Annotated in this window: 15 protein-coding genes; 9 read left to right on the forward strand and 6 right to left on the reverse strand. The window is 69.6% G+C overall.

Annotated elements, in window-relative coordinates:
• Positions 1–4 precede the first annotated feature (4 nt).
• The 6 genes from A37E_RS0110195 to A37E_RS0110220 are packed head-to-tail and all read left to right on the forward strand — an operon-like array spanning position 5 to position 4,122.
• Positions 5–622, forward strand: coding sequence for an rRNA adenine N-6-methyltransferase family protein (locus tag A37E_RS0110195; RefSeq protein WP_024281248.1), 618 nt, complete (start codon positions 5–7; stop codon positions 620–622).
• Between the two features lie 49 nt (positions 623–671).
• Positions 672–1,253, forward strand: a complete 582-nt coding sequence (locus tag A37E_RS0110200; RefSeq protein WP_029556486.1) for a histidine phosphatase family protein — start codon at positions 672–674, stop codon at positions 1,251–1,253.
• Complete coding sequence (gene pyrF, locus A37E_RS0110205) at positions 1,250–1,972, forward strand: orotidine-5'-phosphate decarboxylase (protein WP_051678918.1); 723 nt, start codon at positions 1,250–1,252, stop codon at positions 1,970–1,972. The genes A37E_RS0110200 and pyrF overlap by 4 nt, the downstream gene beginning before the upstream one ends.
• A 13-nt stretch (positions 1,973–1,985) precedes the next feature.
• Positions 1,986–2,627, forward strand: coding sequence for a DUF1330 domain-containing protein (locus A37E_RS27700; protein ID WP_029556488.1), 642 nt, complete (start codon positions 1,986–1,988; stop codon positions 2,625–2,627).
• 26 nt (positions 2,628–2,653) lie between these two features.
• Positions 2,654–3,481 (forward strand): 4-hydroxy-tetrahydrodipicolinate reductase, encoded by an 828-nt coding sequence (dapB, locus tag A37E_RS0110215; RefSeq protein ID WP_029556489.1) that lies wholly within the window; start codon positions 2,654–2,656, stop codon positions 3,479–3,481.
• A 17-nt stretch (positions 3,482–3,498) separates the two neighbouring features.
• Entirely contained in the window at positions 3,499–4,122 is a 624-nt protein-coding gene (locus tag A37E_RS0110220) for a 2,3-bisphosphoglycerate-dependent phosphoglycerate mutase (protein WP_029556490.1), read from the forward strand.
• Positions 4,123–4,188: 66 nt separating this feature from the next.
• On the opposite strand, the gene A37E_RS0110225 is transcribed toward A37E_RS0110220, so the two are convergent.
• Positions 4,189–5,115, reverse strand: coding sequence for a polyprenyl synthetase family protein (locus A37E_RS0110225; RefSeq protein ID WP_029556491.1), 927 nt, complete (start codon positions 5,113–5,115; stop codon positions 4,189–4,191).
• A gap of 128 nt (positions 5,116–5,243) precedes the next feature.
• Between A37E_RS0110225 and A37E_RS0110230 the strand changes: the two genes are divergently transcribed.
• The 3 genes from A37E_RS0110230 (at position 5,244) to A37E_RS0110240 (ending at position 7,159) form a co-directional block, all read left to right on the forward strand.
• A complete protein-coding gene (locus tag A37E_RS0110230) occupies positions 5,244–5,915 on the forward strand; it encodes a transglycosylase domain-containing protein (protein ID WP_156026283.1) in 672 nt (223 codons plus the stop codon).
• A 167-nt stretch (positions 5,916–6,082) separates the two neighbouring features.
• A complete protein-coding gene (locus A37E_RS0110235; RefSeq protein WP_245279438.1) occupies positions 6,083–6,637 on the forward strand; it encodes a septation protein A in 555 nt (184 codons plus the stop codon).
• Positions 6,638–6,712: 75 nt separating this feature from the next.
• Positions 6,713–7,159 (forward strand): Rrf2 family transcriptional regulator, encoded by a 447-nt coding sequence (locus tag A37E_RS0110240; protein WP_024281239.1) that lies wholly within the window; start codon positions 6,713–6,715, stop codon positions 7,157–7,159.
• A gap of 72 nt (positions 7,160–7,231) precedes the next feature.
• Here A37E_RS0110240 and A37E_RS0110245 read toward each other — a convergent pair whose 3' ends face one another.
• The 5 genes from A37E_RS0110245 to A37E_RS0110265 all read right to left on the reverse strand — a co-directional run bounded on the left by A37E_RS0110245 (position 7,232) and on the right by A37E_RS0110265 (position 13,597).
• The gene (locus tag A37E_RS0110245; RefSeq protein ID WP_051678919.1) at positions 7,232–8,398 is read right to left on the reverse strand and encodes an ABC transporter permease; all 1,167 of its coding nucleotides are present in this window, start codon (positions 8,396–8,398) and stop codon (positions 7,232–7,234) included.
• 1 nt (position 8,399) lies between these two features.
• Positions 8,400–11,129 (reverse strand): ribosome-associated ATPase/putative transporter RbbA, encoded by a 2,730-nt coding sequence (gene rbbA, locus A37E_RS0110250; protein ID WP_029556495.1) that lies wholly within the window; start codon positions 11,127–11,129, stop codon positions 8,400–8,402.
• Positions 11,126–12,163 (reverse strand): HlyD family efflux transporter periplasmic adaptor subunit, encoded by a 1,038-nt coding sequence (locus A37E_RS0110255; RefSeq protein WP_029556496.1) that lies wholly within the window; start codon positions 12,161–12,163, stop codon positions 11,126–11,128. Before A37E_RS0110255 ends, rbbA begins: the two co-directional genes overlap by 4 nt.
• 137 nt (positions 12,164–12,300) lie before the next feature.
• Entirely contained in the window at positions 12,301–13,107 is an 807-nt protein-coding gene (locus tag A37E_RS0110260) for a DUF72 domain-containing protein (RefSeq protein ID WP_029556497.1), read from the reverse strand.
• A gap of 25 nt (positions 13,108–13,132) precedes the next feature.
• Positions 13,133–13,597, reverse strand: coding sequence for an Lrp/AsnC family transcriptional regulator (locus A37E_RS0110265; protein WP_024281234.1), 465 nt, complete (start codon positions 13,595–13,597; stop codon positions 13,133–13,135).
• Between the last annotated feature and the right edge of the window lie 234 nt (positions 13,598–13,831).

Consider the following 13,831-nt stretch of genomic DNA (forward strand, 5'->3'; position numbering starts at 1 on the left):
GTTGATGCTCCAGTCCCACGACCACCGCAGGCCGCTCCAGAAGCCCCTGCTCCAGAAGCCGAACCTCAAGGACGAGGTGCGTTTCCTGCAGTCGTGGTTCCAGAATCCGCTCAAGACCGGCGCGGTCGCGCCCTCGAGCCCGGCGCTCGCCAAGATGATGGCGAGCTACCTCGATCCCAAGATGGATGGCCCGGTCATCGAGCTTGGACCGGGCACCGGCCCGGTCACCAAGGCGCTGATCCAGCGGGGTTTCGCCCCCGAGCGCCTGTTCCTGATCGAGTACAATCCCGAATTCTGCGCCCTGCTGCGCCTGCGCTATCCCGGCGTCACCGTCATCAACGGCGATGCCTACCAGCTCGGCAAGACGCTGAAGGATCGCCTGCCCGGCAAGGCGGTGGGCACCATTTCGTCGCTGCCGCTGTTCACCATGCCGGAGAGCGAGCGCCACCGGATGGTCAACGAGGCGTTCGACCTCTCCCATTCCGGTATGCCTTTCGTGCAGTTCACCTATGCGGTGGTCTCGCCCGTCCCGCTGCTGCCGGGCGCCATCGAGGGCGAGCGTTCGCCGCGGGTGTGGCGCAACATTCCCCCGGCCCGCGTCTGGGCCTATCGCCGGCCCTGATCCTCTTCCCGGCCGGTCCGGCGCCGGTCTTACGCCGCCGGTGCCGCCCGTGACGGATTTCCTCTATCTGACCCATCCTCAGGTCCAGGTGGACCCGGCCGTCCCCGTGCCGCGCTGGGGCTTGTCCGCCGTCGGGCGGGCGCGCACGCTGGCGTTTGCCGCGCGCTTCGATCTCTCCGGCATCAGTCATGTCATCTCCTCCACCGAGGAGAAGGCGAAGGAGACGGCGGCGCTCATCGCCACGCCCCTCCGGTTGCCGGTGGTCATCCGCGACAGGATGGAGGAGAACGACCGCTCCGCCACCGGCTACCTGCCCGAAGCCGAATTCCAAGAGATGGCCGACGCCTTCTTCGCCCGCCCCACCGAGAGCGTGCGCGGCTGGGAGCGGGCGGTGGATGCGCAGGCGCGCATCGTCGCGGCGGTGGAGGCGGCGCTGGCGGCCTTCGGCGGGGCGGGACAGCGCCTCCTCTTCGTCGGCCATGGCGGCGTCGGCACCTTGCTTCTGTGCCACCTGGCGGGCTACCCCATCTCCCGCGTCCACGACCAGCCACCGGTCGGGGGCGGTTGCTGGTTCCGCGCGGGTCCCGCGCGGCGGCCGGACCGCTGGCGCGCAATGGAGGAGACGGCATGACGCAGGTTGTTCAGGGCACCCCGATCCGCGCGGATGTCCGCGACAAGCTCATCGTCGCCCTCGACTATCCCTCCGTCGCCGCCGCCGAGGCTGCCGTCGCGCAGCTCGGCGACGTGGTGAGCTTCTACAAGATCGGGCTGGAGCTGGCGGTCTCGGGGGGCATCGACCTCGCCACCGACCTCATCGCTGCCGGCAAGAAGGTGTTCCTCGACCTCAAGCTGCACGACATCGGCAACACGGTGGAGCGGGCCACCGCCGCCGCCGCCGAGCGGGGCTTCGACATTCTCACCGTGCACGCCTACCCCATGACCATGGCCGCCGCCGCGCGTGGTGCCGCCGGGAGCAAGCTGGAGGTGCTGGGCGTCACCGTGCTCACCTCCTATGACGATGCCGACCTCGCCGCCACCGGCGTCGTCGGCGGCGTCACCGAGACCGTGCGCCTGCGCGCCGGGCAGGCGCGGGATGCCGGCATCGCCGGCGTCATCTGCGCTCCCACCGACGCCGCCATGGTGCGCGCCATCCTCGGCCCCGACCGCCGGGTGGTGACGCCGGGCGTGCGGCCGAAGGGGGCGGCGGTGGGCGACCAGAAGCGTATCGCCACGCCGGCCGAGGCGCTGGCGGCGGGTGCCGACCGTATCGTGGTGGGCCGTCCGGTGACGGCGGCCGAGGACCCGGTCGCGGCGGCGCAGGCGATCCTTGCCGAACTTCAGGGTGCGTGACGGGGGCGGAGCGATGGCAAAGGGCTACTGGTTCCTCAATCTCGATGTGGTCAATCCGGTGGACTACATCACCTACCGGGAGGCGACCTTCGCCTACGCCCGGTCGCACGGCTTCCGTTACGTGATTCGCGGCGGCGATTTCGAGCAGCTCGAAGGCATCAAGCGCCATCGCAACGTGCTGGTGGAACTGCCCTCGTATGAGGATGCTGTCACCCTCTACGACGCGCCCGACTACCGGCCTGTGCGCGATCTGCGCGGGGCCACCGCCATCGCGGACCTCGCCGCGGTGGAGGGCTTCGACGGCCCGCAGCTCTCGCCGGAGCCGCCGGAGGGTACGGCCGACAACCCGCGCGGCTACTGGATGGTCAAGGTGGATGTGACCGATCCCGATCGGTACAAGGACTATGCCGCTGCCGCTGCCGAGGCCTTCACCGAATACGGTGCGTGGTTCCTGGTGCGCGGCGGGCGCAATCATCTTCTGGAAGGCCATGGCCGTTCACGGTATGTCGTCACCGCGTTCAAGGACGTGGCGACGGCGCGCGCGTGCTATTTCTCTCCCGCCTACCAGAAGGCGCGAGCGATCCGGCAGGAGGCGTCGGTGGCCGACTTCCTCATCATCTCCGGCTATACCGGGCGCGAGCTGCCACCCGCCTGAGCGCGGCCCATCTTAAGGACACACCCGTGACCGATCTGCGCATCGTCATTGCCGGGGCCGGCGGCCGCATGGGCCGCACCCTCATCCGCGCCATCGCCGAGACCGAGGGGCTGAAGCTCGTGGGCGCGCTCGAATATGCCGGCTCCCCCCATCTCGGCGAGGATGCGGGCCTGATGGCAGGCGCGGCTCCGAGCGGCGTCACCGTGGAAAGCGACGTCGCCCCGGCGCTGAACGGCGCCGACGTGGTGATCGACTTCTCCACCCCCGCCGCCACGGTGCGCCTCGCCGGCCGCCTCGCCGAGGCCGGGATTGCCCATGTCATCGGCACCACCGGCCTCTCCAACGAGGACAATGCCGCCATCGCCGATGCGGCGCTGCGCACGGTCATCGTCAAGTCCGGCAACATGAGCCTCGGGGTGAACCTGCTCGCCGCTTTGACCCGCCGGGTGGCGGCGACGCTGGGCGACGACTTCGACATCGAGATCGTGGAGATGCATCACAACCGGAAGGTGGATGCCCCTTCGGGAACCGCGCTGCTGCTGGGCGAGGCGGCGGCGGCGGGCCGCAACCGCAGGCTCGACGACTGCTCCGAGCGCGGCCGTGACGGCATCACCGGTCCTCGGGTAAAGGGTAATATCGGCTTTGCCAGCCTGCGCGGCGGCTCCGTGGTGGGCGAGCACATGGTGATCTTCGCCGGCGCCGCCGAGCGCATCGAACTGGTTCACAAGGCCGAGGACCGCACGCTCTTCGCCAATGGCGCGCTTGCCGCCGCCCGTTGGACGAAATGCGGAGAGACCAAGCGGGAGCCGGGGCTCTATTCCATGGCCGACGTGCTCGGCCTCGCCGATTTCTGAGTGTCTGGAGACTTTTCATGTCGGATCGCATCCTCGTCCTCGTCCGTCACGGGCAGAGCGAGTGGAACCTGAAGAACCTTTTCACCGGCTGGCGTGACCCCGACCTCACCGAGCAGGGCGTCGCGGAGGCAAAGCGCGCGGGCGCGCTCCTGAAGGCCGAAGGCCTGAAGTTCGACATCGCCTTCACCTCGCTCCTCTCCCGCGCCCAGCGCACCCTGTCGCTGGTGCTCGGCGAGATGGGTCAGGAGGGCGTGGAGACGCTGGCCAGCCAGGCGCTGAACGAGCGGGACTACGGCGACCTCTCCGGCCTCAACAAGGATGACGCCCGCGCCAAGTGGGGCGAGGAGCAGGTGCATGTGTGGCGCCGCTCCTATGACATCCCCCCGCCCGGCGGCGAGAGCCTGCGCGATACGGTGGCCCGCACGCTGCCCTATTACAATCAGGAGATCCTGCCGCGCGTGCTGCGGGGCGAGACGACGATCGTGACCGCCCACGGCAATTCGCTGCGCGCCCTCATCATGGTGCTGGAGAAGCTGTCTCCCGAAGGCATCATGAAGCGCGAGGTGCTCACCGGCGTGCCGATGGTCTACCGGATGCGCGCCGATTCCACCGTCGAGGACAGGCGCGACCTCGCGGTCTGAGGAGGGCCCTCTGAGGACGCCTTTGGAGGCGGCCGGTTTGCCGGCCGCTCCCTTCCGAAAATGCGCTCAGCTGCGCCGCGCGGCCACGAACCGGGCGGCCTCGGCGAGGATCTCGCCGCGCGCGCCGAACGGCGCAAGGGCGTCCGCCGCTTCCGCCACCAGACGGTCCAGCAGCCGGCGCGCCTCGGGCAGGCCGAGGCGGGAGACCAGCGTCGCCTTTCCGGCGGCGGCATCCTTGCCCACCTTCTTGCCCACCTCTTCCGCCGTGCCTTCCACGTCGAGGATGTCGTCGGCGATCTGGAACGCCGCGCCCAGCGCCCGCCCATAGGCAAGGAGCGCCGCGCGCTGGCCCGCATCCGCGCCGCCGAGGATCGCCCCCGTCTCGGCCGAGACGGCGAGCAGGGCACCGGTCTTCATGGCCTGCAGGTCGCGGATGGCGTCCTCGCCGTGGGCGAGGGGCGTGCCGCCGGTAAATCGCCCTTCGGCGGCGAGGTCCAGCATCTGCCCGCCCACCATGCCGCCGATGCCCGCGGCCCGCGCCAGCGCGCGCACCAGCGCGATGCGCACGGCGGGATCGGGATGGGTGTCCTCGCCCGCCAGCAGGTCGAAGGCGAGCGTCAGCAGCCCGTCGCCGGCGAGGATGGCGGTGGCCTCGTCATAGGCCTTGTGGACGGTGGGGCGGCCGCGGCGCAGGTCGTCGTCGTCCATGGCCGGCAGGTCGTCATGGACGAGGGAATAGCAGTGCACGCACTCGATGGCGGTAGCCGCGGTCACGGCAGCCTCCGCCGTGACGCCGAACAGGGCCGCCCCCTCGATCACCAGGAAGGGCCTCAGCCTTTTGCCGCCGCCCAGCGCGCCGTGGCGCATGGCGCCCATCAGGCGCTCCGGCCGCAGCCGTTCGCCGGGCAGCGCTGCCGCGCCGAGCGCGGCGGCGAGCCGGGTTTCGGTGATGGCGGCGGCGGCGTCGAGACGATCCTTGAGGGAAGAGGTCACCGGGTGGCCTAGCGTGGCTGAGAAGGGCAAGGTGGGAACGCCCGGGCGGGGCGCACCGTTGACGGGGGCCACCGGGTGCCCCAACCAGGGGGCAAGGTCAAGCCGCATGGCGGCGGGGAGGGCTGGGGATGATCCGTCTGGTGCTTCGGGTGGTGCTCGTCCTCGCCGCCATCCCGCTGCTGCTCTCCGTCCTCTACAACGTCGTCAATCCGGTCTCGACGCTGATGATCGGCCGCTGGATCACCGGTGAGCGGGTGGAGCGCGTGTGGACGCCCATCGAGAAGATGTCGCCAGCGCTGGTGCGCACCGTCATCGCCTCGGAGGATGCGAGCTTCTGCCAGAATATCGGCATCGACATCGGCGAGCTGCGCGAGGCGCTTGAGAAGGCCGACGATCTGGAGGAGACCCGCGGCGCCTCCACCATCCCCATGCAGATCGCCAAGAACCTGTTCCTCTGGCCGGGGCGGGCCCTCATCCGCAAGGCCATCGAGATGCCGCTCGCCATCTGGCTCGATCTGGTGGTGAGCAAAAGGCGGCTGATCGAGATCTACCTCAACATCGCCGAGTGGGGGCCAAACGGGGAGTTCGGCGTGCAGGCCGGGGCGGAACGCGCCTTCGGCATCCCGGCGGCGCAGGTGGACGCCCGGCAGGCGGCGCTGCTGGCGGTGATGCTGCCCAATCCGCACCGGCGCGATGCCGGCAACCCCACCGCCGGCGTCCAGCGCCTCGCGTCCCGGCTGCAGGCGCGGGTGCCGAAGGAGGGGCCGGAGCTGGTCGCGTGCCTCGGTCCGCTGCGCTGAACCCGCGCGCGGCTTGATTGTTGGCCCGACACGCGCCACATGGGTGACGTCGCGCCGTTCCGGCTGAACCGCCGGGATTGGCGGTATTTTTCTCCTGCCGGCCCGCCTGAATGACCCAATCACAAGCTCCAGTGCCCGCGCCCGCCTCCTCGCCCGCCCCCCGCAAGATGAGTCCGTGGCTCAAGATCGGCCTGGAGATCGGCCCGCTGGTGCTGTTCTTCATCGCCAACGGGCGCGGCGGCATCTATGTGGCGACCGGCGTCTTCATGGTGGCGACGCTGCTGGCGCTCGGCGCCATGTGGGTGCTGGCGCGCCGCATCGCGGTGATGCCGCTGGTGTCGGCGCTGGTGGTCATGGTGTTCGGCGGCCTGACGCTGTGGCTTCAGGACGACCATTTCATCAAGCTGAAGCCGACCATGGTGAATGCCCTGTTCGGCGTGCTGCTGCTGGGCGGGCTCTACTTCAAGAAGCCGCTTCTGCCCTACGTCTTCGACGGCATGGTGAAGCTCACCGAGGAGGGCTGGCGCAAGCTGACCATCCGCTGGGGCATCTTCTTCCTGGTCATGGCGGTGCTGAACGAGATCGTGTGGCGGTCGGTTTCCACCGACACCTGGGTCGCCTTCAAGACCTTCGGCTATCTGCCGCTGACCTTTGCCTTCGCCATCGCCCAGGCGCCGCTGATGAGCCGCTACGAGCTGAAGGACGGCTCCGGCGGCAAGTGACGCCGCCCCGAATTTCACGTGGCCGCCGTTGACGGCGACGCGCGATGTCCCCATAAGCCCGAAAGAGGGCGCTCCATGCTGACGAAAAAGGGAAAATACGGTCTCAAGGCGGCGGTCCACCTGGCGCGTCTGCCGCCCGGCGGCTCCACGCAGGTGGCTGACATCGCCGAGGCCAACAATATCCCGAAGAAATTCCTCGACGTGATCCTCGGCGAGCTGCGCAACGCCGGCTTCCTCTCGTCCAAGAAGGGCAAGCTCGGCGGCTATCGGCTCGCCAAGGCGCCGGACGACATCATCGTCGGCGAGATGATCCGGGCCCTCGACGGGCCGCTGGCGCCCTTCCCCTGCGCCAGCCGCAACGCCTACGAGCCGTGCGAGGATTGCGACATCGCCACCTGCGAGGTGCGCCTGCTCATGGTGCGGGTGCGCGACGCCATCGGCACGGTGCTCGACACCTACACCCTCGCCCAGATGCGCGACCTCTCCCAGGAGCAGCTCGCCTCCTTCGTGGATTACATCTGAAGCCCGCGCGGCGCTTGAGCGAAGGCAACGCCCAGAGCCCGCGCGGCGCCTGAGCGGAGGCAACCCCCTTCCTCACTGCTGCGCGGCGAGGAAGGTGCGGAAGCGGGCCAGCGCCACGGCGAAGAACAGCGCGCCGATGCCGAAGGTGGCGGCGAAGCGCGGCCACACCGTTTCCAGCCCCGCGCCCCGGTAGAGGATGGCCTGCGCGAAGGCCACGAACTGGGTGGAGGGCGAGGCCTGCATGGCCACCTGCAGCCATTCGGGCATGCTCTCCAGCGGCGTGAACCCGCCCGACAGCATGTTCATGGGCAGCACCACGAGGAAGAACAGCAGCCCGAACTGCGGCATGGACCCGGCCAGCGTGCCGAGGAAGATGCCAAGCGACGCGGTGAAGAACAGATAGAGCGCGGCACCGGCGAGAAACAGCGGGATCGAGCCCGCGATGGACACGCCCAGCACCCATTTCAGCACCGCGATGAGGCTGACGAGGGTGGCGACGAGGATGACCGCCCCGTTCGCCACCACCTTCGCCAGCATGATCTCGGAGGGGCGCACCGGCAGCACGAGCAGATGCTCCAGCGTGCCGTGCTCGCGCTCGCGGATCAGCGCCGCGCCGGCGAGCAGCACCGAGAGCATGGTGATGTTGGTGATGAGGCCCATGGTGCCGGTGAACCAGGAGGATTCCAGCCCCTGGTTGAAGGCGGCACGGATCTGGAGATTGACCGGGCTCGCCACCCCTTCCGAATGACGCAGGACGAAGCGGTTCACCTCGGTCTGGAAGATGGCGGAGATATCGTTGGCGCCGAGGCCGGCCTGCATCAGCGCCGTGGCGTCGATGAGCAGTTGCACCTCGGGGCTGCGGCCGGCCAGCACGTCCGCCTGGAAGTTGGGCGGGAAATTCAGCACGAACGTGTAGCGCGCCGCGTCCATCATCGGGTCCACGTCCTGCGGGGCGATGGGCACCGGGCGCTGGAAGGAGGGCGGCAGCAGCGCGTCGAGGATGGCGTTGGAGAGGGCGGAATTGTCCTCGTCCACCACCGCCACGGCGGCGCGGTTGAGATCGTGCTTCATGCCGTTGGCCTGCAGCACGATGGCGACGGTGAAGGCATAGACCACCAGCACCAGCAGCGCCCGGTCGCGCCACAGGCCGAGCAGCTCCTTGCCCACCAGCCAGTGGACGTTGGCCAGCGGCAGCCGGCGGGGGGCGGGGGCTTTCGCGGAGGAGGCGGGCGCGGCCATGTCAGGTCTCCTGCTTGCGCAGGATGAGGAAGGCGATGGCCAGCAGCGCCGGCCAGAAGGCGGCGGTGGCCATGACGAACGGCAGAAGCTCGGTGAAGCTCAGCCCCTTGGTGAAGGCACCCACGCTCACCCGCATGAAATAGGTGGTGGGAAAGAAGGTGCCGAGCACCCATCCCCCGCCCTCCAGCGAGGCCACCGGCTGGAGCATGCCGGAAAACTGGGTGGCGGGCATCATAGTGCCGATGGCGGTGCCGAACAGCGCCGCCACCTGGGTGTTGGTGAGGGTGGAGGAGACGAGCCCGATGGCGGTCGTCGCCAGCACATAGGCGAAGGCCCCCAGCGCCAGACCGAGGAACGAGCCCTTCAGCGGCACCCCGAACAGGAACAGCGCCATCAGCACCATGACAACGAAGTTGAACAGCGCCACCCCCACATAGGGCGCCTGCTTGCCCAGCAGGAATTCCAGCTTCGTCACCGGCGTGACGTAGAGGTTGGTGATGGAGCCCAGCTCCTTCTCCGTCACCACGCCCAGCGCGGTGAGGATGGCCGGGATGAAGATGAGCATCAGCGCGATGTTGGCAGGCACCATGGCATCGAGGCTGCGGAAGGACTGGTTGTAGCGATAGCGCATCTCCAGCCCCGCGAAGGCGGAGAAGCTGCGCCCCGCCATCTGCGCCGCGTCGGCGAGGAACATGGTGTGCACCGCCTCCACATAGCCCTTGATGGTCTCGGCCCGGAACGGCATGGCGCCGTCGATGGTGACGAGCACTTCCGTCTGCCGGCCGGAGCGCAGATCGGCGCCGAAGTTCGGCGGCAGCTCGATGGCGAAGGCGATGGCGTTGGACTTCAGCCGCTGGTCGAGGTCGTCCGGCGAGGTCAGTGGCGGCTGGATGCGGAAATAGGTGGAGTGGGCGAAGCCGTCGATATAGGCGCGGCTTTCCGGCGTCTGGTCGCGGTCGAGCACGGCGAAGCGCAGCTTGTCCACGTCCAGCGTGATGCCGTAGCCGAAGATAATCATCAGGAAGGCGGTGCCCAGCAGCGCGAAGGCGAGGCGCACCGGATCGCGCTTCAGTTCCAGCGTCTCGCGCCACGCATAGGCGGCGAGGCGACGGGGGGAGAAGGCGGCCGGCTTTCCCGCCGGCCGTGGCTGGGGCGGCGGCAGGCGCGCCTCGGTGCCGGCGGCGCGGCCGCCCATCTCCATATAGGCGACGAATGCCTCTTCCAGGCTCGCCGCGTGCTGCGCGTCCTTCAGCGCCTGCGGCGTGCCGGTGGCGATGACGCGGCCGGCGTGCATGAAGGAGATGCGGTCGCAGCGCTCCGCCTCGCCCATGAAGTGGGTGGAGACGAAGATGGTGACGCCCTCATCCCGCGAGAGCCGCTGGAGGTGATCCCAGAAGCCGTCTCGGGCCACCGGGTCGACGCCGGAGGTGGGCTCGTCGAGGATCAGCACCTCCGGTTCGTGCAGCACCGCCACGGCCAGCGACAGGCGCTGGCGCACGCCGAGGGGCAGGCCGTCCGAGAGGTCGTCGAGATGGTCCCTGAGATCGAAGGTGGCGACGAGATCGGCGATGCGCCTAGCCGCCGCGTCCTCCGGCAAGGCGAACAGGCGGGCGTGCAGCTCCAGATTCTGCCGCACGGTGAGTTCGCCGTAGAGCGAGAAGGCCTGCGACATGTAGCCGACGCGCCGGCGCGTCTCGATGTCCTTCGGGTCCACCGGCACGCCGAACAGCAGCGCCTCGCCGGAGCTTGCCGGCAGCAGGCCGGTGAGCATCTTCATGGTGGTGGACTTGCCGCAGCCGTTGGAGCCGAGGAAGCCGAAGATCTCGCCGCGGCGGATGGTGAAGCTCACATCGTCCACCGCCACGAAATCGCCGAAGCGGCGGGTGAGGCCGCGGGATTCGATGGCCACCGGCGCGTCGGCCGGAATGGCCGCGACCGGGAGCGCGGCGTCGCCGTCGCCGCGCTGGCCGTCCGGCAGCAAAGCGATGAAGGCGCGCTCCAGCGTCGGCTGGCCGGTGCGGGCCAGGTGCTCGGCCGGGCTACCGTCGGCGAGGATGCGGCCGTTGTCCATCAGCACCACGCGGCCGAAGCGGGCGGCCTCCTCCATGTCGGCGGTGGCGACGAGGAGGGTCAGGTGCGGGCGGTCGGCGCGGATGGTGTCCACGAAGTCCCAGAACTGCCGGCGGGAGAGGGGATCGACGCCGGTGGTGGGCTCGTCCAGCAGCAAAAGGTCGGGGTCGTGCACCAGCGCGCAGCACAGGCCGAGCTTCTGCTTCATGCCGCCGGAGAGCTTGCGCATCAGCCGGTCGGCGAACGGGTCGAGGCCGGTGGCGGCGAGCAGCGGGGCGACGCGGGCGCCCTTGGCCGCCGCATCCTCGCCGAACAGGCGGGCGAAGAAGGCGATGTTCTCGGCCACCGAGAGGTTGGGATAGAGGTTGCGCCCCAGCCCCTGCGGCATGAAGGCGATGCGCGGCTGGGCTTCCTCCCGCGCCTTGCGCGCTGCGAAGTCCGCGCCGAGCACCTCCACCCGGCCGGTCTGGATGCGCTTCGCCCCGGCGATGAGGCCGAGGAGGGTGGACTTGCCCACCCCGTCCGGCCCGACGAGGGCGACGGCGGAGCCTTCGGCGATGGTGAGGTCCACCCCGTCCACCGCGCGCGTCTTCCCGTAGGCGTGGTGGATGCCGGCGAGCCGGACGGCGTCCGGGAGTGCCGCCGGAGCGGCCTCGCTCACGGTTTGGCTCCCGCGTCCTTGGTCCCCGCGTCCTTGGGCGCATCGGCGGCGTCGCGCACGAGGTCCGAGTCGAGCCAGGCGGGCCATTGGGCGGCGGGATCGAGCCGGACGTAGCCGACGCCGGTGACGCCGGTCTTCACATGATCCAGATACTTCTCCACCAGCGGCCGGGCGACGCGGAGCTTCACGCGGAACATCATGCGGTCGCGCTCACGCTGGGTTTCCACCTGCTTGGGGGTGAACTGGGCGCGGGCCGAGACGAAGGAGACGGCGGCCGGCACCGCGCGGTCCGGCAGCGGCTCCAGCATCAGCCGTGCGGGGGTGCCGAGGCCGATGCGCCCGGCGTCGGCGGCGGGCAGGAAGATGGTCATGTAGACATCGGACAGGTCGATGAAGGTCAGCACCTTGCCGCCGGCGCCCAGCACCTCGCCCGGCTCGGCGAGGCGGTAGATGACCCGGCCGGACTTGGGGGCGATGAGGATGCCGTCGGCGACGAGGCGCTTCAGGCGGTCAACCTCCGCTTCCGCGGCGCGGATGGCGCTCTCGCTCGCCGCGAGGCTCGACTGGGCGGCGGCGAGCGCCGCGGCGGCGGTGAGCTTGGTGGTGCGATACTGGTCCACCTTCTGCTCGGTGGCGAAGCCCTTGGCGACAAGGGTTTCCTGCCGCTCCAGCTCCTTGGTGGCGAGGTCCAGCTCGCCCTTGCGCTGCTCCACCACATGCATGGCCGTGTCGCGGGACTGGCGCGCCTGCGATGCCTGCGCGTCCGCCGTGCGCAGGGCCGCCTCGAGGTCCGAGACGTCGATGTGCGCGATGACCTGCCCCTGCTTGATGAAGTCGCCCTCCTCGGCGAGCACGTCGAGCAGCCGGCCGGGGGCCTTGGTGGCCACGTCCACCTCGGTGGCCTCGATGCGCCCGTTGCCCTCGGCGAAGCCGGGGGGCAGGGCGCGGCTGCGGTGCGCGAGATACCACGCTCCGGCGCCGCCTGCGGCCGCGAGGGCGACGATGACGGCGAGGATGGCAAGGGAGCGCTTCATAGGGACACCTTCAGGGGGCTGGCACGCCCCCGCGATGCCGGTGGAGGATGGCACTCCCGCGGGGCGTCGGGAACCGTCTCTGCATCATCTCTTTACCGCAGTGCACACGTCCGGCGTTGATTGAGGTCAACGGCTGTTCACTCGCCGTCCACCTGCCGCTGCAAGGCGATGGCGCCGGCCGGGTTGCGCACTTTCGCACCGCCGATGAGGTAGAGGAAGACATCGCGCCTGGCCGCCGTCTTTCCCTTCGCCTTCGCGGGCGCCCCCGCCTGCGGCAGGCCCTCGGGCACGGTGCCGGCCTCCCACGCCTTCGCGGCCTTCGCCCAGCGTGCGAGGTCGGCGGCGCCATAGCCGGTCTCGACCGCCTCGGCGGTCTGCTGGAGCCGGGCATAGGTGAAATCCGCCGTCAGGTCGGCGATGGCCGGATAGGTCTCGTGATCGGCGAAGACGATGGCGACGCCATGCTTCCGTGCCAGCTCCACAAACGCGGGCACGGCGAAGGAGGGGTGCCGCACCTCCAGCGCGTGGCGCAGGGCGATCCCTTCGTGCGTCTTCGGCAGCAGGGCCATGAAGGCGGCCATGTCGTCCGGGTCGAACGCTTTCGTCGCCGCGAACTGCCAGTTGATGGGGCCGAGCCGGTCGCCCATCTCGACGATGCCGCTGGTGATGAATTTGCCGACGCTCTCCTCCGCCTCCGCCAGCACGCGGCGCTGGGTGACGTAGCGCGTCGCCTTGAGCGCGAACACGAAGCCGTCCGGCACCTGCCGCGCCCATTCGGCGCAGGATTTGGCGGAGGGCGTGCGGTAGAAGGTGCCGTTGATCTCGATGGTCTTCAGCACGGATGCCGCGTGGGGCAGCTCCTTCGCGTGGGGCAGGCCTTCCGGATAGAAGACGCCGCGCCACGGCTCGAACGTCCAGCCGCCGATGCCGACGCGTATGGCCATCTGATCCTCCTTGCGCGTCCGGCCGTCACGGCAGCGGCAGGACGTGGGAATATTTCACCTGTTCCAGCGCGAAGGAGCTTTCGATGGAGGCGATGCCGTCGAGCCGCGTGAGCTTCTCCTTCAGGAAGCGCTCATAGGCGTCGAGATCGGCCGCCACCACCCGTAAAAGGTAATCGCGCGGGCCGGTCATCAGATAGCATTCCAGCACCTCCGGCCAGCCCCGAATGGCGGCGGAGAACGCATCCAGCGCCTCCTCCTGCTGGCGCTCCAGCTTGATGGAGACGAACACGCTCACCGGCAGGCCGGCCTTGCGCTGGTCCAGCACCGCCGCATAGCGCGAGATGAGCCCCGCCTCCTCCAGCGCCTTCACCCGCCTGAGGCACGGCGAGGGGGAAAGCCCCACCTCCCCGGACAATTCCGCGATGCTCTTGCGGCCATCCGCCTGCAGGACGGCGAGGATCTTCCGGTCGATGGCGTCGAGGCGCATGATCCTGCTCCGTTGGCTGCGTCTCGCGGCAATTTATGGCTCAAGTCGCGCCAAGGTAAGGCCGATTCGACCGGAAACGCCGCTCCGCCCACGCTACAATCGGGTTGCGGCGGGTGCTCCGGCCCGCCCGCTGAAGAAGAAATCGCCGAAGAAACACGCCGAGGAAACGCCATGGCCTCCCCCCGTTCCGCCGCTCCCGCACTCCGCACCCCGCCCGCGCCGCCCTCGACCGCCGAT

The sequence above is a fragment of the Xanthobacter sp. 91 genome, from assembly GCF_000702385.1.
In the GTDB taxonomy this organism is placed as follows: Bacteria; Pseudomonadota; Alphaproteobacteria; order Rhizobiales; family Xanthobacteraceae; genus Xanthobacter; species Xanthobacter aminoxidans.

What these genes read in the sequence shown, in the direction of transcription:
- A37E_RS0110260 (WP_029556497.1), bottom strand. Translation starts at nt 13,107, where the DNA reads ATGGCCATACGCGTCGGCATCGGCGGCTGGACGTTCGAGCCGTGGCGC.
- A37E_RS0110235 (WP_245279438.1), top strand. Translation starts at nt 6,083, where the DNA reads ATGAGTCCGTGGCTCAAGATCGGCCTGGAGATCGGCCCGCTGGTGCTG.
- A37E_RS0110255 (WP_029556496.1), bottom strand. Translation starts at nt 12,163, where the DNA reads ATGAAGCGCTCCCTTGCCATCCTCGCCGTCATCGTCGCCCTCGCGGCC.
- A37E_RS0110240 (WP_024281239.1), top strand. Translation starts at nt 6,713, where the DNA reads ATGCTGACGAAAAAGGGAAAATACGGTCTCAAGGCGGCGGTCCACCTG.
- A37E_RS0110220 (WP_029556490.1), top strand. Translation starts at nt 3,499, where the DNA reads ATGTCGGATCGCATCCTCGTCCTCGTCCGTCACGGGCAGAGCGAGTGG.
- pyrF (WP_051678918.1), top strand. Translation starts at nt 1,250, where the DNA reads ATGACGCAGGTTGTTCAGGGCACCCCGATCCGCGCGGATGTCCGCGAC.
- A37E_RS0110230 (WP_156026283.1), top strand. Translation starts at nt 5,244, where the DNA reads ATGATCCGTCTGGTGCTTCGGGTGGTGCTCGTCCTCGCCGCCATCCCG.
- A37E_RS0110245 (WP_051678919.1), bottom strand. Translation starts at nt 8,398, where the DNA reads ATGGCCGCGCCCGCCTCCTCCGCGAAAGCCCCCGCCCCCCGCCGGCTG.
- A37E_RS0110195 (WP_024281248.1), top strand. Translation starts at nt 5, where the DNA reads ATGCTCCAGTCCCACGACCACCGCAGGCCGCTCCAGAAGCCCCTGCTC.
- A37E_RS27700 (WP_029556488.1), top strand. Translation starts at nt 1,986, where the DNA reads ATGGCAAAGGGCTACTGGTTCCTCAATCTCGATGTGGTCAATCCGGTG.